This is a genomic window from Helicobacter mehlei (assembly GCF_003660265.1).
GTDB lineage: Bacteria > Campylobacterota > Campylobacteria > Campylobacterales > Helicobacteraceae > Helicobacter > Helicobacter mehlei.
The window spans coordinates 1-19,342 of record NZ_QXQP01000015.1; the positions used below are offsets into that span (position 1 = coordinate 1).

Consider the following 19,342-nt stretch of genomic DNA (forward strand, 5'->3'; position numbering starts at 1 on the left):
ACCCCCCCCACCAAGCCCGGCTACATCGCCCACAACTAAGCCCACCCCAACACCTCCCCCAAGTCCCCAAAAAGAAAAGGCAAGCACTCCAGAACCCCAAGATGACAGCATTGTGATCACCCCTAAAGAGGAAGTGTGGATGGAACGTATTGACCTAGACACCCATTACAAGACCCAAGCGATCATCAAAGAAACCTACACCTTTGAAACCCATGGGCATAAATGGCTCATAGCCTTTGGGCATGGCAATTTATCTATTAAAGCCAATGGGGAAGATTTGGATTCTAGTCGGGATCGCCCCTTGCGCTTTTTATACACCCCTAAAAATGGACTCACCCGCATTAGCCTTTCAACTTATAGAAAACGGAGCCCCTAGTTGAACCCTTTAAAATACCTCATCCTCTCCATCAGCACCACAAGCCTTCTTTTTGGGGGTGCGCTAGAGGATAAGATTCAAAATCTCATTGGCGATCGCTTTTATTTGACTAACCGTAATTTTATCGATCGGGTTTTTAGTAACCCCAATAGTTTTTACGACCAGCAAGGTAATTTGCAGGTGAGAAAAGTGTTGCAAACGCTCAAGGCCAATGGCCTCTTGCCCCTCAAATTCAAACAACCCGGGACCTTACGCGTGAGTTTTGAAGCCCAAAGCTCCCCCCTCTTGCTTTTAAAGACCATCCAAAGCGTGCTGTCTTTAATGGGCTATTCTTATGTGATGGTGCTAGAGATGGAGCACAAACAAGATTGGAGCAAGGCTACCTTTGGCTTTAGCACCGAATACGCCCTAGACCCCACGCTTTTAGGCGAGTTATTTGCCAAAAAGGGCTTTGATTTTAGCGATGTCAAACGCGATGATTTGCAAAATTGGCATTATGCCTTCCAAGTACGCACTCCCAAACTGGCTAACGCCATCTCCATTATCCCCACGGGGCATTTTAGAACCCTCAAAGAAATTAGCGGAGAGTATTGGCTAGATATGGCCTATAGTGGCAAGTTAAGCATCATTGCTAACCCCGATTGGCAACCCCAAATTAGCTTTTTTGATTCTTCTTTGCGCATGCGCGACTTTATTTACGAGAAAAACCCCACCTCTAAAATCAGTGTCTCCATCCCCAGTGAAGTCCGCTTTATTAAGATCAGCGACATGCAAAACCCCATTGTCCTTAAAGGGGGAATCAAGGTTTTACTAGAAGCCTCTAGGCATTAAGAATTTAATTTTTCTCTTAACTCTAAAGTCTCATGCTCTAAAAATTCCAGCCATCTCTGTGGGTGGGCATGTTTGGCAGTGATAAAAATATCCTTATCCCCACGCCCAGAAACATGTGCGATGATCTTTTTATTTTTAACACTCTTGCTCAACTCTAACACTCCCGCTAGGGCATGGCTGGATTCTAAAGCTGCAATGATGCCCTCATGTTTGGCAAAGAATTGCAGGGCGTGCAAAGCCTCTTCGTCTCTAGCACTCAAACAATGCAAACGCCCGATATTTTCCAAATGCGCAATTTGTGGGCCAATCCCCACATAATCCAACCCCGCACTGATCGAATGGGTTTTAGCCAAGTTGCCTTGATCATCTTGGATAAAAATACTCTGGAATCCATGTGCGATCGCCATTTTCTTACCCGGGCGCATACGCGTGGCGTGTTCGCCTAAATTAGTCCCCCTGCCCCCGCCCTCTATGCCATAAAGGGCGCACCCCCAATCCTCCAGAAAGGCACTAAAAAAACCCATCGCATTGCTCCCCCCACCAATGCATGCCACCAACATATCGGGCAAGCCCTCAAAATAACCCTTGATCTGCTCTTTTAGCTCTTTGCCAATCACGCTTTGTAAATCCCGCACCAAATCCGGATAGGGGTAGGGTCCCACAGCCGAACCCAGCACATAATGCGTGCTAGCGACCTGCTCACTCCATGCCCTTAGTGCCTCATCTACAGCATCTTTTAAGCCCTGATCGCCTTTCTCAACTGCATGTACATGCGCGCCTAAAAGTTCCATGTTAAACACATTGGGGCGTTGCCGTCTAACATCTTTGGCCCCCATGTAAATATGGCACTCTAAGCCCAATTTAGCACACGCGCTTGCAGTGGCTAGACCATGTTGGCCCGCCCCGGTTTCAGCGATGGCTTTTGTTTTACCCATCATCTTAGCCAATAAGACCTGCCCCAAGGCGTTGTTAATTTTATGCGCCCCGGTATTAGCTAGACCCTCAAATTTTAAATAAATTTCATTGCCCAAGATCGCCGAAGCGTTTTTAGCAAAGATCAAGGGCGTTGGGCGGCCAATAAAATGCGTGCATAAGTCTTTAAAGGTGTTTTGGAATTGGGGTGTTGGCAAGATATTTTCATAGGCCTTAGCCAACTCCAATAGGGCATCTTTGAGATTTTCGGGCACAAACATGCCCCCAAAATGCTCCCCAAAAAACATATTTTGGGATTTGAGAAACAGACTAGGTTTAGACATACAGACCTCTTTTTTGTTTTATAATTCTTGCAAGGCCAGAGTGCGCAAATACCCATTTTCACTCAGCATCACATACAAACGCCCCAAGACCTCCTTTTTCTCCTCGCTATCCAAAAGCGCACTCTCCTCGATCTTTTGTTTCAAAATGCGCTCCATCTCTTTGGTGTCATACTCCAAATCCTCTAGGGCATCTAAAATCGTTTGGGCTTCCAAAATATGGCTGATTGAAAAGGGCTCAGGCGCGCCTACAGCATGCACATGCACGCAACACTCAGTAGGGTGGGTGAAAAGATTATGGTGCATGCCCAAAACCTCTTGATAAGCCCCCACCAAGAAAAACCCTAAAAAATACTCCTCTTGACGCACATCCACTTCGTGCAAGAACAAGGGCTTATTTTTATTAAAGCTAATCTCCCCATCGCTATCACAAGTAATATCCCACAAACTCGCACTCCTAGTGGGCTCTTGATCTAATTTGTGTAAGGGCATGACTGGGAAGTTCTGCCTCAAGCCCCAATAATCCGGCAAGCTTTGGAAAAAAGAGCAATTCAACAAATAGCGTTCTTGCACCTGTTCTTGAATGCGGATAATGTCGCTGTGATCTTTGTGCCTAAAAAACCCAATGGCTTTTTTGATGATCAAATGCCCTAAAACCTCCGCATTGCTGCGATCTTGCAAATCAATGTAGCCTAAATCAAAGAGGGTAAAAAGGGATTCCATGTGATCCAAGCTGTCATGCAAATATTCAATGGCGTTTTTGGCGTTGATATTGTGGTAGAGATCCTCCATTTCAGCTACTAGGGGCGGGTTAGTCTCCTTAAGACGCAGAATGCTTTCATCATAATCTTGAGAGAACAACTCCAACACGGGAGCGACCAAGACCGCATGGCTAGCACTGATAAAACGCCCCGATTCGATGAAAATATTAGGCTCTAGCTCCTTCTTATTTTTCACAATCTCTTTGAGCAAAAAGACCACATCGCCGGCAAACTCCTCTAGGGTGTAATTGCGCTCGCATTGGTGTTTGTGCTGGGAGTATTCAATGGCTAGTCCCCCGCCAATATTCACACTCTTAAGATTAAACGCCCCCATTTTGCGCAACTCAGCATAAATATTCCCCGCCTCTTTGAGTGCCTTTTTTAAGGGCGTGATGTCGCTAATTTGGCTACCAATGTGGAAATGAATCATGCTCAGTTGCCCTAATAGGGCGTGTTCTTCTAACAAACGCATCGCCTCCAGTAATTCCGTGCTGGCTAGCCCAAACTTGGCGTGAATCCCCGTGCTCTTAGCCCAAATCCCCACCCCTGAGCTGTGCAAGCGCACGCGAATCCCGATTTTGGGGCAGAGTTTGGCATTCTCCCCTGTGGTGTTATTCTCTAATGCCACTTCTAAGATACTCTTAAGTTCGCTTAGTCCCTCTATGGTCAGCGTAATATCTGCCCCCATGCTAGAGGCAATAAAACCCAGCTCAATCATTTCCTTGTCTTTAAACCCATTCACCGTGATGGGCGCGCCCTCTTGGATATAACTCATCGCCAAAATTAATTCGGCTTTGCTCCCGGCCTCTAAACCATAATGCCCTTTAAACGCCTTAGAGATCTCCACTAGGGGCAAAACAAAATGGGGCATGTGATTGACCTTCAAGGGGAAGACCGCTTTAAACGCCCCGCTGTAGTGGTATTGGCTAATGGCATTAGAAAACATGTTAAAGAGTTCTTTGACTTGTTTTTCAATCAAATGGGGGAAACGCAAGAGCAAGGGACCTTTAAAGCCCTGTTCGCGTAACTCCATCACAATCTCCATTAAGCTAGGCTTGCTCCCCACATTGAGTTTAACCAACCCCCCCTCAATCACAAAATCCTCTCTACCCCAATATTCTAAGCCATAAGTTTGCATGCCATCCCTTTAAAAGTGGCAGTATAACAAAAAAAGCCTCTTTGTGTGCTAGAATCACCCCATGAAAGCACCCAAACACCCCCCTGCTATGCACACGTTGTTAAATGCCCCTTGTTTTGTAGGTTGCAATCGCGCGATCTTAAAGGCTTTGGCTAATGCATTATTAGAGGAATGCCGGCAAAATCAATGTGGCTATGAAAACCTAGCCCAGTGGTGCGGTGCGCTCCAAGCGCGCTATGAGGCTCTATTAGCTCCCCCCTTTAAGAAGGTTTATAACGCCACAGGGGTGTTGCTCTCCACCAATTTAGGGCGCGCGCCTTTGGAGAGTGGCGCGCTTAGAGAATTGGAAATTTTAAGCGGTTATGTGGATTTAGAGGTGGATTTAGAACGGGCTATGCGTTTTGAGCGCGCTTTTCAGGCGCAAAATCTCTTAAAGGCACTTTTCAACGCCCCGGACGCGCTCATTCTGAACAACAACGCGAGCGCGCTGGTGTTAGTGGCGAGCGTATTTGCCCCTAAATCTAAGCGCAAACAAACCTTGCTTTCTTATGGGCAGTTGGTCGAAATTGGGGGGGGTTTTCGCGCCCATGAACTCTTGGAGAGTGTAACCCACCTTAAGTTAGTGGGGAGCACCAATAAAACCTATTTGCGCGATTATAAGAATGCTTGCAGCGATGCCAGCGCGCTACTTGCTAGCGTGCATTGGAGCAATTTTTCCATGCAAGGGTTTGTGGCTAGCGTGCCCTCTAAATCTCTTTTTGCTCTAGCCCAAGAAAAGGGTCTTGTCCTTTATGAGGATTTGGGGAGTGTGCAAAGTTTGGAACACACTAAAAAAGCCCTTAAAAACGCGCATCTTTTGAGCTTTAGCGCGGATAAATTGCTAGGGAGCGTGCAAGCCGGGATTGTGCTAGGGGAGAGGGAGCATATAGAAGCCATGCGCGCACACCCGCTTTATCGCGCCTTTAGGGTGGATAAGATCACGCTTTTTTTACTCACCAAAAGCCTACAAGGCTATTTACAAGGGCAAAAAACCCCTTTGCAAGCTTTTTTAGAGCAAGATAAGGATGTTTTGCTCAATAAAGCTTTGAAATTGCACCGCGCTTTAAGCCAGATAGCCGGCTTAAAAGCCTTTGTGATCCCCACTCAGGCGCGTATAGGCGGGGGCGTGCAGATGGAGGATTTAGAGAGTTTTGGGGTGCAAATACAGGCTAATATAGATTCTAAAGCCCTCTACCATGCCCTCTATAAAAGGGGCGTGGCTGGAGTGGTGCGCTCTGATTGCGTGGTGCTCGATGTTTGCGCACTTTTTGAAAAGGATTTTTTTGCCATCACACACTTTGTGCAAGAGATTTTAAAAAGCCCCTAACCCCTTGTGGTGGATTTTGGGTGATTTGGTCATCGCTGGGGTTTTAAAAAAGGGATCGCCACTAAGACTATCATATTTTTTGCTATCATGGGGAAAATTTACAATGAAAGGCTTTTTATGTTTGCACGCTTCAAGCACGCCTCGCTAAGGGCTAAGATCGTAGCGAGTATTGTGGCTGTTTTGGTGGTTTTGATGCTGGCGATCTTTTATTTTGTGATAAATCATGTAGAAAGTATTTTGAAAGCAGAGGCAATCAACCGCCTCCAAGCTCAGGTGCGCAATGCCGGGCAGGGCGTGCAAGATAGCATTGCACGGACTTTTATGCGTCTTGTCTCCTTGCGCGGTGTTTTAGCCAACACGATTCAAGAAGCCCCCTTTAAAAAGCAACTCTTAAGCGATTATCTGTACAACACCCGTGCGATCAACGCGCTCGCCATAGGGCTAGAACATGACCCAAATGGGGCTTTTAGGCTAGAACAGGTTAAAGTAGGCGATACTAATAGTCTGAACGGGAATGGCGAGATTGTGGAGCTAAAAGCCCCGTATTTTTATGAAAACCCGCTTTATTTGGAGAGTAAAAGGGAGAATAAAATGGTGCTGGGTAAGCCCTATGTGCGCACCATGCAAGACAAAAGCGAGATTTATGGTATCGATATAGCCTACCCCATCAAGGATGCCCATGGGGCTTTTAGGGGGGCGGTGATCTTGTTTGTCAATATCGATCGTTTTGGACTTGTGCTCAAATCTTATGGCGTGGGGGAAACAAAATTTAACCTGATCGCCCAAGATGGGACTTTACTCTATGTTGAAAAACACCCGGAACTGCGCAACACCTCTTGGGAAAAGTTCCACAAGACTTTTTCTGATGAGGGAATTCCCGTTATTGCAAGTGGCAAGCCCGATGTGATGATGGTGCGTTCTGCAGTGAGCGGCTTGACCTCCTATGCAGCCATCTATCCTTTTAGGGTGATCGGCAAGAGTGTTGGTGACATGCCTTGGTTTTGGGGGGTGGTTGGGGTGCGTAGCGAAAAGCGGATTTTTAGAGATGTGGATGCGATCCGCGCCACTTTGGCAATCACCAATATTGTTGGGTTATTGGTGGTGATCGGGGTTATCTACGCGCTCATTTATACCTTAATAATCAAACGCATCGGGATTGTTTCGGATAATTTACACAACTTCTTTAAAATCCTGCGCCGTGAGGTTTCAGCGGAGAATATCCAACTCGTGCCCGCTAGGAATTTAGACGAATTGGGGCGGATGCAAGAGAGCATTAACCAAAGCATTCAAGAAATCCAAAAAAATATCATGCAGGACAACCAAGCGGTGGAAAATAGTATCCAAGTGGCTTTAAAAGTGGAGAGTGGGGACTTTAGCCAAACCATTAGCGCAGAGCCCCATAACCCTTCTCTAGCCGCACTCAAAACCAATCTTAATAACATCATTCTTTACATGCAAAAGAGTATTGGCTTGCACATGCAAACCCTCCACGATGCCTTTGAGCGTTACTCCCAATTTGATTTTAGAAAGGGGATTCCCCAAGCAAGCGCACAAATGGAAAAGGCCGTGGATGCGTTGGGCTTAGAAACCAGACGCATGCTCAGCACTTCGGCTGGTTTTGCCAAAGAGCTAGATGGCAAGGTCAATGCACTTAACTCTTGTGTCGATCGACTCAATGAAATTGCGGTGCGCCAAAATAGCAGTTTGGATAAAACCATTTTGAGTATTGGGGAGATCACAGGGGGAATCACGCAAATAGCCCAACAAAGCACGCAGATGATCCAACAAGGTCAGGACATTAAAAACATCGTGGAGATCATCCGCGACATTGCTGAGCAAACTAACTTGCTGGCTTTAAATGCCGCCATAGAAGCCGCCCGTGCGGGCGAGCATGGGCGCGGGTTTGCGGTGGTGGCTGATGAGGTCAGAAAGCTAGCCGAGCGCACGCAAAAATCTTTGAGCGAGGTGGAAAGCAATATCAATGTCTTGGTGCAAAGCATTGCAGACACTTCCGCACGCATCCAAGAACAATCTAGTGGCGTGCAGAACATTAACACCGTCCTAGAGGAGTTTAAAAAAGATACGGCCAGCTCCCTAGCCATTGCCCAAGATTCCCAAGAGGTTTCTAAGGGGATTGATGACATCTCTGCCCAGATTGTTGAGGATGTACAACGCAAGAAGTTCTAAAGAGATACCTAGCCTTTGGCGTTGGCGTTGTTTTCAAAACTCATAGCTCAAATACACCGTAACCGAGCGGCCCGGGCCGGGCTCCCTGCCTGTGGGGCTAGTGCCAATGCCCCTAAAGTAGTATTTCATGTCAAAAATATTATTGACCTGCAGACTCCCCGTAACTTTGTGCCGTCCGCCCTGCCAAAATGTTTGGCTGAGTTGCACATTCCACACCCAATACCAAGGCAAGAGCCCAACACTATTACAGCCAAAGCTTGCTCCATCGATCTTATAGCCAAAGTAGAAGCAAGCGGTTTGGGGTTTAGCCTGGTTGAGAATGGAGGAATAGGCACGGCTATAAAAATAGCTACTCAAACCAAAGGTAGTTTTCTTATAGGTATAGCTCATGTCAAAGATGAATTGATTGGGGCTCACATAGGGTAATCTTTTACCCTTGAGATTAAAGGATTGATTGACAATGCCCTCAAAATAGCTAGGATTATCTTTAGCGTTGTTGGTGATGCGCGCATCAATGTAGGTATAAGCTACATGGAATTGCAAACCCCTAATGGGAGCGTAGTAAAGCTCTAATTCCACGCCCTGACTCTTAGCATCAATATCTAAGGCATTGCTCCCATACCCGCCACTATAATAGTGGTGTGCCAAAATGACAAAGTAGTTGGCATTAAAACTCAAGAGGTCTTTGTAGGAATAGCGCGACCCCACCTCAAACTCATTGAAAATTTGGTTGTAATTGGTGGAAAAAATGCTCACCGATTTGGCTTGGGGGGGGATGAAGCTACGGCGGTAGTTAAAATACATCACCCAATCTTTCAAGGGCTTGTAGCCCAAATTGAAAGCCGGGCTATACTGGTTATCGGTTTTTTTGACAACCTTAGTTTCAGTGAAGCTACCCGTATTAGGATTGACATTTTCAGGCAACACTTTTTTATAATCTAAGAATGTGTAGCGGAAGCCCGGAATGAGGGTGAGCTTACCATTAAAAAATTCCATTTTATAGCTGGCATAACCCACGATATAATTATTAAACATCTCCAAATTTTGGCTTGCTTTTTTGTCATATAAGAATCCGGACATTTGGCAAGTGCCATTATTCACAGATAGACATTCATTTTGCAAGAATCGAAACCGCATATCACTAGCCATGTAGCGCATGCCAATTTTAAAGGTGTGCCTCATGTGTTTGGTGTTTAAGGTGATATTCACATTGGGCTCAATGGCGTTGATGAGATAATTGCGGGGGTGATCGCCAATGTTATACCCCTTGTAGTTTTGATTGGTATAGACAGGACCCAATTTAGGGTTTGTATTGACATTGAGGAAGTTGGAGTCAAATTGGAAATCCCGACTGATGTCATGCCCGTAGTAGGTGAGCGTGAAATCCCCGCCCAGTTTGTCTGTATCGCCAAAAAAGGTCTGATACACCGCCCCCCAGCGCATCGCCTTACCACTTTTTTGATTGTTGGGGCGGTTGTTTTGGAAGCGGTTTTGCTCATAAGCTTGCACACCCAAAGAGCCCGGATCGGTTAAGAAAAATTTATAATATTGGTAGTAAGCCGTGATCTTATGGTTTTCATTGATTTGGTAAATTCCATCTAAAAGGTAGTTTTGGATATTGGTGGGGCTATCCATGCGAAAACCCTGCCCGGCGATGTAATTGGCTTGGACCTGCACACCGACATGATTATTAAACATGCCCCCGCTTTTTAAATAGGTGTTGTATAAAAAATTATTGGCAAGGGTTTGGATAAAAGATTGGTTTTTGCTAGCTGGTCCGGCAAAACCCCCATTGCTTGCCCGCCCCCAAGCCGTCATGCGCTCAGAGATTTGGTTTTCCCATTTATGAGGAATGGGCTTAGTGATGATGTTGATCACCCCGCCAAAGGCATTAGGTCCATACTGCACACTCTCCCCGCCCTTGATCACACTGATACGATCCACAGATTGGAAAGTAACCGGGAAGATGGGCATGCCAATATCCACATAGGGCGCGACATATGCCGGAATCCCATTGATTAAGATCAATCCCGTATTGCTATGCCCCGAGCCCCCGCCCCCAAACCCGCGTATGGAGAAACTAGGCACCGCCCCTACACCGGTGGCGTTGCGGATATGCACCCCGGGCACATTTTGCAAAGCTTCTTCAATGCTTTGGTTGGCTTGTTGGGTGAGTTGTTTGTGCGAGATGACGGTTTGGCTACCCAAATAGTTTTTCACCTCCGGACTGCGCCAACTCTTAGGGGCTTCTTCATTGAAGCTAGCCCCTGTGGTTTCCACCCTTTGTAAGTGCTTGGTTTCAATAGCCTGTAAATTGTGCACAGACAAACACCCCCCCCAAAGAGCGACCATGACTTTTTTCATTAAAAACCTTTTGAAAAAAAATTACAGATATGGATTATATAAAAACAATTATAAGAATTGAATTAATAATGAAAAAAGCCCTAAATTGGGCTAAGAGGGGGCATCAAGTCTGGATTTATGCGGAACTGGGCTAAAAATTCAAAATTCTAATTTAAAACATCTTGACTTGTCAATCGGTTAATCTTTGGGTGGTATAATCGTCGCGGTTGGGCATCAAACCCACACCGCAAAATAAAGGTTTAAGGGATTTTGATCAAATCCATTAGGAGTGGCAGAACAGCAATAAAACAGCGGAATCAATCTTCTCCAACAGCTAAAAAGATTGAGCCAATGTGAGGAACAATGCGCATTGTTTCTTTAAGGGGTGTTGCACAAACACGGCGGGTATTCTACTCGAAAAATTTTATTTTGTCAAGACTTTTAGAAGTGATTCTGAGTTGGTGTCTTGTTATTTTAGCCCCCATTCCTTGACAACACAGCAAATTTAAGCTAAAATGGGCGTTTGTTTGTGAGAATAGCGGGGCGTAGCGCAGCCTGGTAGCGCACTTGGTTTGGGACCAAGGGGTCGAAGGTTCAAATCCTTTCGCCCCGACCAGTCTTCTTTAAAATGGTGGGTGTAGCTCAGTTGGTTAGAGCACCAGATTGTGGTCCTGGGGGTCGTGGGTTCAAGCCCCATCACCCACCCCATTAACAAACTCCCTTTTTTCTTACAAAATTTTACTTTTATGCGCTTGTAGCTCAATTGGATAGAGCACCAGACTTCGGATCTGGGGGTTAGGGGTTCGACTCCCTTCAAGCGTACCACCCCGTGCGCTTGTAGCTCAGCTGGATAGAGCAACGGCCTTCTAAGCCGTAGGCCGCAGGTTCAAGTCCTGCCAAGCGTACCACCCTTTGTTTCAAATCTTAACACCTCATTTGGCACGGCTTTTTGCGATCCTAGCAGGCAAGGATCATTAACCCAAGTATTTTATACTCCACAAGTTAGGTTATTTGTCTGCACAATTAGCCACAATTCTTATTAATGGAGCCCACATGCAACAACCTGCTAGTGAAATCATCCAATCTGCCCTTGCCCTTGCTAGGACCCTGCAAACCAAGATCACGCAACACTTGAGCAGTGAGGAACGATCCTTCCATGCCAAAATGCAAAAACTCTTGAACAATCCCGCGCATAAGGTTATGCTCATTGAGTTGCTGGATCGTAGCTTTAGAGCTCATAGTAACCACGCGCGCTTTGATTTCATTGAATACACACTTAAGAAATACGGCATTGCGGATTTTTTCACCAGCTTTGAAAAGTTGTTGCTGGCGGGCTTTTTGAGCGTGGGCAAGCTTGCCCCCTCCATGAGCGTGCCTTTTTTTGTCAATCGGATTCGCCATGACACAAAAGGGTTGGTCTTAGATGAGAGTAGCGATAGCCTCAAAAGCATGATTGAAAAACGCGAAGCTGAGCACATCACGCTGAATATCAATTTGATTGGTGAGGAAGTGTTGGGGGAATCGGAGGCGGCTTACCGCATGCACAAATACCAAGAGGCGATCAAGTCTAGCTACATCAAATACATTTCTATCAAGATCACCACGATTTTTTCCCAAATTAATATCATTGACTTTGAGAGCTCTAAAGAAGAGGTGGTTAAGCGCCTAGACACCCTCTATGCCCTAGCCCTAGAGCAAAAAAAAGAACATGGGATTGACAAGTTCATTAACCTAGACATGGAGGAGTTTAGGGATTTAGAGCTCACGGTGGAGTCTTTTATGGAGTCTATCACCAAATTCCCCATCAGTGCCGGAATCGTGTTGCAAGCCTATATCCCCGACTCTTATGCCTACTTGCAAAAACTGCATGCCTTTTCTAAAGAAAGAGTGCTCAATAACCTCCCTCCCATTAAGATTCGCTTTGTCAAGGGAGCGAATATGGAGAGCGAAGAAACCATCGCCTCAATCAAGGGCTGGGAGCTCCCCACTTTCACACGTAAACAAGACACCGACTCCAACTACAATAAAATGCTAGATTTTGTGCTGGAGAATGAAAATTACAAATACATCCAAATTGGGATCGCCTCGCATAACCTCTTTGAGATCGCCTACGCTTATACGCGTATCCACACTTTAAATGATCCAGTAGCCCTAGAGCATTTTAGCTTTGAGATGTTGGAGGGCATGAGTTTGCAGGCTAGCCTAGAACTTAAAGAGATGCACAAGCTCATTTTATACGCGCCCGTGTGCGATGAAAAGCATTTTAATAACGCCATCGCCTACTTGGTGCGCCGTTTAGATGAAAACACCGCGGCCGATAACTTCATGAAAGCCTTTTTTAATCTCAGCGTGGGATCGCCGGCATGGAAAGATCAAGAGGAGCGGTTTTTAAAGAGCTTGGCGGGCATAGAGACCTTGGATAGCACCACACACCGCAAGCAGGATCGCAATATCCACCAAGCTAGCCACTCTGCCTACCCCAACAACCCCTTTAAAAATGAGAGTGACACCGATTTTATTTTGAAGGCTAATCGGGAATGGGCTAAAAAAGTTGTGGATAAGGCTAGGAATGCCCCCATTGTCGAACTTGCCCCCATCATTGGTAGAGAATATAACCTTAAAAGCCTCAAAATGATCGATGTCCTAGACAAGATTGCGCATAAAAAGATCGCCACTATTAGCCTAGCTAATGAAAACCTCATCCAAGAGGCCTTAGAATCGGCCAAAGAGAGCACCTTTGGGCATAAATCTTTAAGCGAAATCCATGCGATCTTAGCCCAAGTGGCGCAAAATTTTAGGGACAGACGGGGGGATTTGATAGGTCTATGCGCTTTAGAAGTGGGGAAAACCCTCATCGAGAGTGATGCGGAAGTGAGCGAGGCGATTGACTTTTTGGAATTTTACCCCCATAGTTTGCAAAAACTCCTAGAGGAGCACCCCCATATCCGCTTTAAGCCCAAGGGGATCGGCGTGGTGGTCGCCCCGTGGAACTTCCCCATCGGAATCTCTGTAGGCACAATTGCTGCCCCGCTGGCTGGGGGTAATGCCGTGATTTACAAGCCCTCCAGCCTTAGCGCGGTGGTGGGTTATCGCTTGTGTGAATGCTTTTGGGATGCGGGCGTGCCCAGAGACACACTCATTTACTTACCCGCTAGGGGCGAGGACATTAGCAAGCACCTTTTAAAAGACCCCGCCATTAGTTTTGCCGTGCTCACCGGCTCAGAGGATACAGCGTATCGCATGCTCCAAGCTAACCCCACCTTACATTTGAGTGCAGAGACGGGGGGTAAGAACGCCACCATTGTTACCAAAATGGCCGATCGCGATCAAGCGGTTAAAAATATCATCCATTCGGCCTTCAGCAATTCGGGGCAAAAATGTTCCGCCACTTCGCTGTTGATCTTGGAGGAGGAGATTTACAATGACCCAGATTTCAAACGCGCCTTAGTAGATGCGACCAAGTCCATGAGTGTAGGCGACCCCCTAGAACTCAAGCACAAGATTGGCACGCTAGCCGATGTTCCAGATGCTAAGGTGCAAAAGGCGTTAAACCATATTGGCGAGCATGAAGAGTGGGTGTTGCAACCCGAGTTTGTGGATAATAACCCCTACTTGATGAAACCCTGTATCAAATACGGCACCAAGTCTGGGGATTACACCCACACCACCGAGCTTTTTGTGCCCTTGCTCTCCGTGATGCGGGCCAAGGACCTTAAAGAGGCCATTGAGATTGCCAATGCAACTGGATATGGCTTAACCGGGGCTTTAGAGTCTCTAGATGAGCGCGAATGGGAGTATTATGCCGAGCATATTGAGGTGGGGAATGTCTATATCAACAAGCCCAGCACCGGAGCGATTGTCTTGCGCCAACCCTTTGGGGGGATTAAAAAATCCGCTGTGGGACTAGGGCGCAAGGTGGGGATTTACAACTATGTTACCCAGTTTGTAGAGATTGGAGAATTGCCCAATGCAACCCCCATTACCGATGTGAGCGCGACTCCCTTTATCCAAGCCTTGGAGTCTTTTAACCAGCACCACCAAAATGCACACAACCAAATCGTGCAAATGGCTAAAAGTTATGCCCACTACGAGCAACACGAGTTTAACCAAAAAAGGGATTTTGTGCAGATCCGCGGTGAGGAGAATTGGTTTTCTTATACCAAAGTTTCTAGCATTGGCTACCGCGTGCGCCCTGAAGATGGCTTATTGGAACTCTTTAGCGTCTTGATGGGGGCTGCGGTGAGTCAAATCCCCTTAACTATCAGCTTATCTAGCGATGTGGATAATCTGCATTTTGCCACGCTCTTAGAGTGCTTGGAATATATCAAGCACCACTTCAACCCCACCATTTGCTACGAGAGTTTGGAGGACTTTTGTGCCAAATTGGGCGATTTTGGGCGCATACGCTACTTTGGTAGAAATTTAGACGCACTCTACCAGGCCAGTGCAGATTTAGGTATTGTAGTGGCCAATGCCAAACCTCTAACCTGTGGGCGTTTTGAGCTACTCAATTACCATCTAGAAAAATCAGTCAGCATTTCTTACCACCGCTATGGAAATTTGGGTGCACGCGGGCTTAAAGCAAAGGACGCGCATGCACATTAGCTACCAGATTTTAATCGTCTTTGTGCTCTATTCGGTTTTGATGCTTTACATTGGGTTTTATTTTTACCGCAAGAATGAAACCACCGAAGATTATTTTTTGGGCGATCGCTCCATGGGACCTGTGATTAGTGCCTTAAGTGCGGGGGCAAGCGATATGAGCGGGTGGCTTTTAATGGGCTTGCCCGGGGCGTTGTATGTGGGCGGGTTGGTCAATAGCCATATTGCCATTGGATTAACCATTGGGGCGTTTATCAACTGGTCGCTGGTGGCTAAACGCCTGCGAGTCTATACCAGCGTGATCGCCAATTCGATCACCATCCCGGATTACTTTGAAACCCGCTTTAGCGATGACAAGCACATTCTGCGCTTCATCTCGGCGATCGTGATCTTGATTTTTTTTACTTTTTATGTTTCCTCAGGGCTGGTGAGTGGGGCTAAACTCTTTGAAGCCACCTTTGGGGTCAAATACACCCATGCCCTTATTGTGGGCACTTTGATCATTGTTACCTACACCTTTTTAGGGGGCTATAAGGCGGTGTGTTGGACAGACTTAATCCAAGGCTTGCTCATGATGGGTGCGCTCATTGTGGTGCCCTGCATGATGCTCTACCACTTGGGTGGATTTGAGGCGGGTTTTGCCACGATTGCCAAAATCAAGCCTGAAAATCTCACCTTTTTACAGGGGACTTCTATTGTGGCGGTGATCTCTAGTTTGGCGTGGGGCTTGGGCTATTTTGGACAACCCCATATTTTGGTGCGTTTCATGTCGATTCGCTCCATCAAAGAGATTCCCCAAGCAACCGCCATTGGGATTGGCTGGATGGGGATTAGTCTAGCGGGGTCTTGCTTGATTGGGCTCTTGGGTGTAGCGTATGTGACTAAATTCCATCTCAACTTAGCCGATCCGGAAAAAATCTTCATTGAAATGAGCGCAACCCTATTTAACCCTTGGATGAGCGGGATTCTCTTAAGCGCAATCTTAGCGGCTGTGATGAGCACGGCTAGCTCCCAGCTTTTAGTGAGCTCCTCAACCATCGCTGAGGATTTTTATGCCAAAGTCTTTAACAAGCAAGCCCCGGTTAAAACCGTTATGGTGGTCAGCCGCGCCTCTGTGCTAGCCGTGGCGTGTATTGCCTTTTTTATCTCTCAAGATCGCAACGCTAGCGTGCTTAAAATCGTGTCTTATGCGTGGGCGGGCTTTGGGGCCAGTTTTGGAACCGTGATCCTCTTTTCGCTCTTTTGGGCGCGCATGACACGCCTAGGGGCGATTATGGGCATGGTCTTTGGGGCGGGCATGGTGATCTTATATGATAAATTTGGCAAGGGCTTTTTGGACATTTATGAGATCGTGCCCGGATTTTTGGCTAGCTCTTTGGCCATCATTATTTTTAGTTTGCTAAGTCCCGTGCGTCCGGGCACAAAAGAGGCCTTTGATCGGGTGATGCAAGAGATCAGAAAGGGGTAACCCACCCCATAGTATAGTTGGCTATCATGAAGGGCTGACCTTGTTTTACACCATTGCTCCCTTTGCTAAAACCAAGCCCCTAACCTATGAAAGCCAAGCAAGCCTAGAGATAGGTGCTTTGGTCAAAATCCCCCTCCAAAAACGCCAAGTTTTAGGCGTGGTGCTAGGAGAGTGCCCTAAGCCCCAGTTTGCATGCAAGCTAGCCACCCCCACCAACACCTATTTTAACCCCCACCAAATGCTACTATTACGCTTCATCACGCATTATTATTGTGCAGAACTAGGCGTGGTTGCACCCCTATTTTACCCCTTTAAAAACCCCCCTCTACCCCCCATCCAGAGCACTAGTCCCTGCCCACAAACCCCACTAAGCCCTGCCCAACAAGAAGCCTATCAAGCCCTCCACCCCCTCAAACAAGCCTTACTTTTTGGGGATACGGGCAGTGGCAAGAGTCATATTTACGCCCATCTGATCGCAAGCAAGCTTTCAGAAAGGTCAAGCGCGCTTTTGTTACTCCCCGAAATTGCTCTAACCCCCCAGCTTTACCGCACGCTTTTAGACAACTTTGGATCGTTGGTGGGTTTGTGGCATAGCAAGCTCAAGCCAGCACAAAGAACAGAACTTTTAGACAAACTACACCGCCAGCAAGTGCGTATCGTGGTGGGCACGCGCAGCGCGCTTTTTTTGCCCATGCCAAATCTAGGACTCATCATCATCGATGAAGAGCATGATCATTCTTACAAATCCAACCAAGCCCCCTACTACCACGCCCGCGACAGTGCCCTCTATCTCTCCACCAAAATGCCCATCCAAGTGATTCTAGGTTCAGCCACCCCTAGTTTGCGTAGTTACTACATGGCGCAAAAAAACCAGCACTTGGTGCGTTTAAAGGGGCGTTTTTTTGACACGCATAAAGAAATCATCTTTGAAGATCACAACAGCGCGATCACCCCTTTTTTATGCGCGCATTTGCAAGAGGCTTTGGATCACAAGCAACAAAGCATGATTTTTGTGCCCACCCGGGCGCATTTTAAAAAACTCTTGTGCCAAGCGTGCGGGCAGGGGGTGTGTTGCCCTTTTTGCAGTGTCAATATGAGCTTACACCTCAAAGATCAATGCATGCGTTGCCACTATTGCCAACACAGCGAACAGATTCCCAGTATTTGCCCTCACTGCCAACATGATTTATTGCAGGGCAAACGCATGGGTACGCAGCAGATTAAAAAAGAATTAGAAGAACTCCTACCCCATGCCCGCATAGGCATTTTAGACAAGGATCACACCCACACTAATACCCAAATCCAGCACATCTTAGACGCGCTCAAAGCCCAAGAAATAGACATCTTAATTGGCACGCAAATGATCGCCAAGGGGCATGATTACCCCCAAGTGAATTTGGCTATTATTTTGGGTCTAGATGAAATCTTGCACAATGGGAGTTATGCTAGCTTTGAACAGGGGGTGAGCTTGATGCACCAAATTGCCGGGCGCAGTGCCCGTAAAAACAAGGGGAAGGTTTTGATCCAAACACGCAATCAAGCTTTTTTAAGCCCTTATATCCAAGATTATGAAGTGTTTTTGCAAGAGGAGCTTAAAATGCGCGTGCCAAGCTTCCCCCCCTTTAAACGCCTAGCCCAGCTAACCTTTAGCGCATCCAGTGAGCTCAAGGCTCAAGAAAAGATGCAGGCTATGCTAACACACATCGAGTCGATTTTACCCCTCGGTGTGCAGGTTTTAGGGGCAGGCCCTGCACGCGTGGCTAAGATCGCCAAGTCTTACCGCTATGAAATTTTATTAAGTGCAAGCTTAACGCCCTCTTTACTGCAAATGTTGCACCAACTCCAAGAACTCAAAGCAGATTTTAAAATTGTGCTAGACCCCCTAGACATTTAGAGCACCGCCCAAAGCTGCTAGGTAGAGGGCACTCCCCTCGCTGGTTAAAATCAAAGGGGAGGGCGTGCTATAAATCTCTCTGCTGGCAAATAACGCCCTCTCTGGCGGGCTAAACCCCCCTTCAGGACCTATGATGACCCCATTTTTTAGACTTTTTTGAGCAGGCATGCTAGGCGCGCCTAGATCAAAGACACAGGCTTTAGGGTAGGTTTCTAGGGCTGTTTGGGTGTTGCCCAACACCTCTAAAGCCATCAAATCGCTGCGTCCACTCTGCTCGCATGAGGCGATCAAGATTTTTTGGAAACGCTCCATTTTGGGGGTGTCTAGTTTTTCATCGTGTTGGCTATAAGCCGCATAAAAAAAGCTGATTTGGCTAACCCCCATTTGGTTAAGATAGGGCAAGACCTTTTCAATATTTTTTAAATGGATGATCGCCCAAATAAGATGTATGGGGTGGGTGGGGCATATCCGGCTCTCTTGGGCTGACTGCAAGCTTAAAAGGGCGTATTTTTTATGGATCGTAACGGGTTTGTAAAAATACAAGTTGTCATCTTGCAGATTGCGCATGGCAATGCTTTGGCTAGCGGGCGTGCGGCGGCTCAAATAAAGGTGGCGGTAAGCCTGCCCTTCTAAGAGCACTTCGGGGGCTTTGGCTTGGGGGTGGTAGAGAAAACGCATTAAAAAATTTGGGGGATAAAAAATGCACTAGAGAGCAAAAGATTGAGCGTGTAGAGTCCTTGAGACCAGCGGATATATTTTTGCATGTATGCCTCTTTTATGCGCGCGTGCTTGAGTTTTTTAATGCGCTGGATTTCCCCTAGGCTGATAAGCCCCAACGCAAGACCCATCAAGAGCACTTTTAAAGACCCGCTAAAGCCCTGCATCGCCCAAATAAAAACCCCGCTAAAAAACCCGATGGCCACCCACATGAACACGATCACCATCATGGCATAGAGGCGTTTATTGAGCGTGGCATAATTTTTCAGATACCCCAACCAAAACAAATTAGCCCCAAAAATCAGCGGGCCTAAGCCCATGCAAAAAGCGTGGAAGTTAATGGCATCGATTAAAGCCTGTGTTGCCATCGGTTTAAAAAAGGGGGCCCAGCCCCTACCCCCTCCAA

Annotated in this window: 11 protein-coding genes, 4 tRNA genes and 1 pseudogene; 11 read left to right on the plus strand and 5 right to left on the minus strand. The window is 46.8% G+C overall.

Annotation, left to right across the window (positions count from 1 at the left end; genetic code table 11):
* A pseudogene (locus EAO36_RS05720) lies at window positions 1-376 on the plus strand (hypothetical protein); the annotation flags it as partial.
* A complete protein-coding gene (locus EAO36_RS05725) occupies window positions 377-1,207 on the plus strand; it encodes a hypothetical protein (protein ID WP_120948489.1) in 831 nt (276 codons plus the stop codon).
* Here EAO36_RS05725 and trpB read toward each other — a convergent pair.
* Together trpB and speA are read right to left on the minus strand one after the other, a co-directional pair.
* On the minus strand, window positions 1,204-2,463 hold the full coding sequence (gene trpB, locus EAO36_RS05730) for a tryptophan synthase subunit beta (RefSeq protein WP_120948490.1): 1,260 nt from the start codon (window positions 2,461-2,463) through the stop codon (window positions 1,204-1,206). The two genes, EAO36_RS05725 and trpB, sit on opposite strands and share 4 nt — an antisense overlap.
* Window positions 2,464-2,481: 18 nt before the next feature.
* A complete protein-coding gene (gene speA / locus EAO36_RS05735; RefSeq protein ID WP_120948491.1) occupies window positions 2,482-4,359 on the minus strand; it encodes an arginine decarboxylase in 1,878 nt (625 codons plus the stop codon).
* Window positions 4,360-4,420: 61 nt separating this feature from the next.
* Here speA and selA point away from each other — a divergent pair, with 61 nt between their 5' ends.
* Complete coding sequence (gene selA, locus EAO36_RS05740) at window positions 4,421-5,725, plus strand: L-seryl-tRNA(Sec) selenium transferase (RefSeq protein WP_235852384.1); 1,305 nt, start codon at window positions 4,421-4,423, stop codon at window positions 5,723-5,725.
* 117 nt (window positions 5,726-5,842) lie between these two features.
* Entirely contained in the window at window positions 5,843-7,912 is a 2,070-nt protein-coding gene (locus tag EAO36_RS05745; protein WP_120948508.1) for a methyl-accepting chemotaxis protein, read from the plus strand.
* 33 nt (window positions 7,913-7,945) lie between these two features.
* Here the strand turns inward: EAO36_RS05745 and EAO36_RS05750 are convergent, their stop codons facing one another.
* Window positions 7,946-10,276: a TonB-dependent receptor family protein gene (locus EAO36_RS05750; RefSeq protein WP_120955830.1), complete on the minus strand. Its 2,331-nt coding sequence runs from the start codon at window positions 10,274-10,276 to the stop codon at window positions 7,946-7,948.
* Between the two features lie 518 nt (window positions 10,277-10,794).
* Between EAO36_RS05750 and EAO36_RS05755 the strand changes: the two genes are divergently transcribed.
* The 7 genes from EAO36_RS05755 (at window position 10,795) to EAO36_RS05785 (ending at window position 18,219) form a co-directional block, all read left to right on the plus strand.
* Window positions 10,795-10,871, plus strand: a tRNA-Pro gene (locus EAO36_RS05755).
* 15 nt (window positions 10,872-10,886) lie between these two features.
* Window positions 10,887-10,963, plus strand: a tRNA-His gene (locus EAO36_RS05760).
* Window positions 10,964-11,003: 40 nt separating this feature from the next.
* Window positions 11,004-11,080 (plus strand) — tRNA-Arg (locus EAO36_RS05765).
* A 6-nt stretch (window positions 11,081-11,086) separates the two neighbouring features.
* Window positions 11,087-11,163, plus strand: a tRNA-Arg gene (locus EAO36_RS05770).
* Between the two features lie 145 nt (window positions 11,164-11,308).
* Window positions 11,309-14,860: a proline dehydrogenase family protein gene (locus EAO36_RS05775; RefSeq protein WP_120948492.1), complete on the plus strand. Its 3,552-nt coding sequence runs from the start codon at window positions 11,309-11,311 to the stop codon at window positions 14,858-14,860.
* Window positions 14,850-16,325 (plus strand): sodium/proline symporter PutP, encoded by a 1,476-nt coding sequence (putP, locus tag EAO36_RS05780; RefSeq protein WP_120948493.1) that lies wholly within the window; start codon window positions 14,850-14,852, stop codon window positions 16,323-16,325. Before EAO36_RS05775 ends, putP begins: the two co-directional genes overlap by 11 nt.
* A 34-nt stretch (window positions 16,326-16,359) precedes the next feature.
* Window positions 16,360-18,219, plus strand: coding sequence for a primosomal protein N' (locus EAO36_RS05785; protein ID WP_120955831.1), 1,860 nt, complete (start codon window positions 16,360-16,362; stop codon window positions 18,217-18,219).
* On the opposite strand, the gene EAO36_RS05790 is transcribed toward EAO36_RS05785, so the two are convergent.
* Together EAO36_RS05790 and EAO36_RS05795 are read right to left on the minus strand one after the other, a co-directional pair.
* Window positions 18,208-18,897, minus strand: a complete 690-nt coding sequence (locus EAO36_RS05790) for a 16S rRNA (uracil(1498)-N(3))-methyltransferase (protein ID WP_120955832.1) — start codon at window positions 18,895-18,897, stop codon at window positions 18,208-18,210. The genes EAO36_RS05785 and EAO36_RS05790 overlap by 12 nt on opposite strands.
* Window positions 18,897-19,304, minus strand: a complete 408-nt coding sequence (locus EAO36_RS05795) for a hypothetical protein (protein WP_185963004.1) — start codon at window positions 19,302-19,304, stop codon at window positions 18,897-18,899. Before EAO36_RS05795 ends, EAO36_RS05790 begins: the two co-directional genes overlap by 1 nt.
* Window positions 19,305-19,342 lie beyond the last annotated feature (38 nt).

What these genes read in the sequence shown, in the direction of transcription:
- EAO36_RS05790 (WP_120955832.1), bottom strand. Translation starts at nt 18,897, where the DNA reads ATGCGTTTTCTCTACCACCCCCAAGCCAAAGCCCCCGAAGTGCTCTTA.
- trpB (WP_120948490.1), bottom strand. Translation starts at nt 2,463, where the DNA reads ATGTCTAAACCTAGTCTGTTTCTCAAATCCCAAAATATGTTTTTTGGG.
- EAO36_RS05745 (WP_120948508.1), top strand. Translation starts at nt 5,843, where the DNA reads ATGTTTGCACGCTTCAAGCACGCCTCGCTAAGGGCTAAGATCGTAGCG.
- speA (WP_120948491.1), bottom strand. Translation starts at nt 4,359, where the DNA reads ATGCAAACTTATGGCTTAGAATATTGGGGTAGAGAGGATTTTGTGATT.
- selA (WP_235852384.1), top strand. Translation starts at nt 4,421, where the DNA reads ATGAAAGCACCCAAACACCCCCCTGCTATGCACACGTTGTTAAATGCC.
- EAO36_RS05795 (WP_185963004.1), bottom strand. Translation starts at nt 19,304, where the DNA reads ATGGCAACACAGGCTTTAATCGATGCCATTAACTTCCACGCTTTTTGC.
- putP (WP_120948493.1), top strand. Translation starts at nt 14,850, where the DNA reads ATGCACATTAGCTACCAGATTTTAATCGTCTTTGTGCTCTATTCGGTT.
- EAO36_RS05775 (WP_120948492.1), top strand. Translation starts at nt 11,309, where the DNA reads ATGCAACAACCTGCTAGTGAAATCATCCAATCTGCCCTTGCCCTTGCT.
- EAO36_RS05750 (WP_120955830.1), bottom strand. Translation starts at nt 10,276, where the DNA reads ATGAAAAAAGTCATGGTCGCTCTTTGGGGGGGGTGTTTGTCTGTGCAC.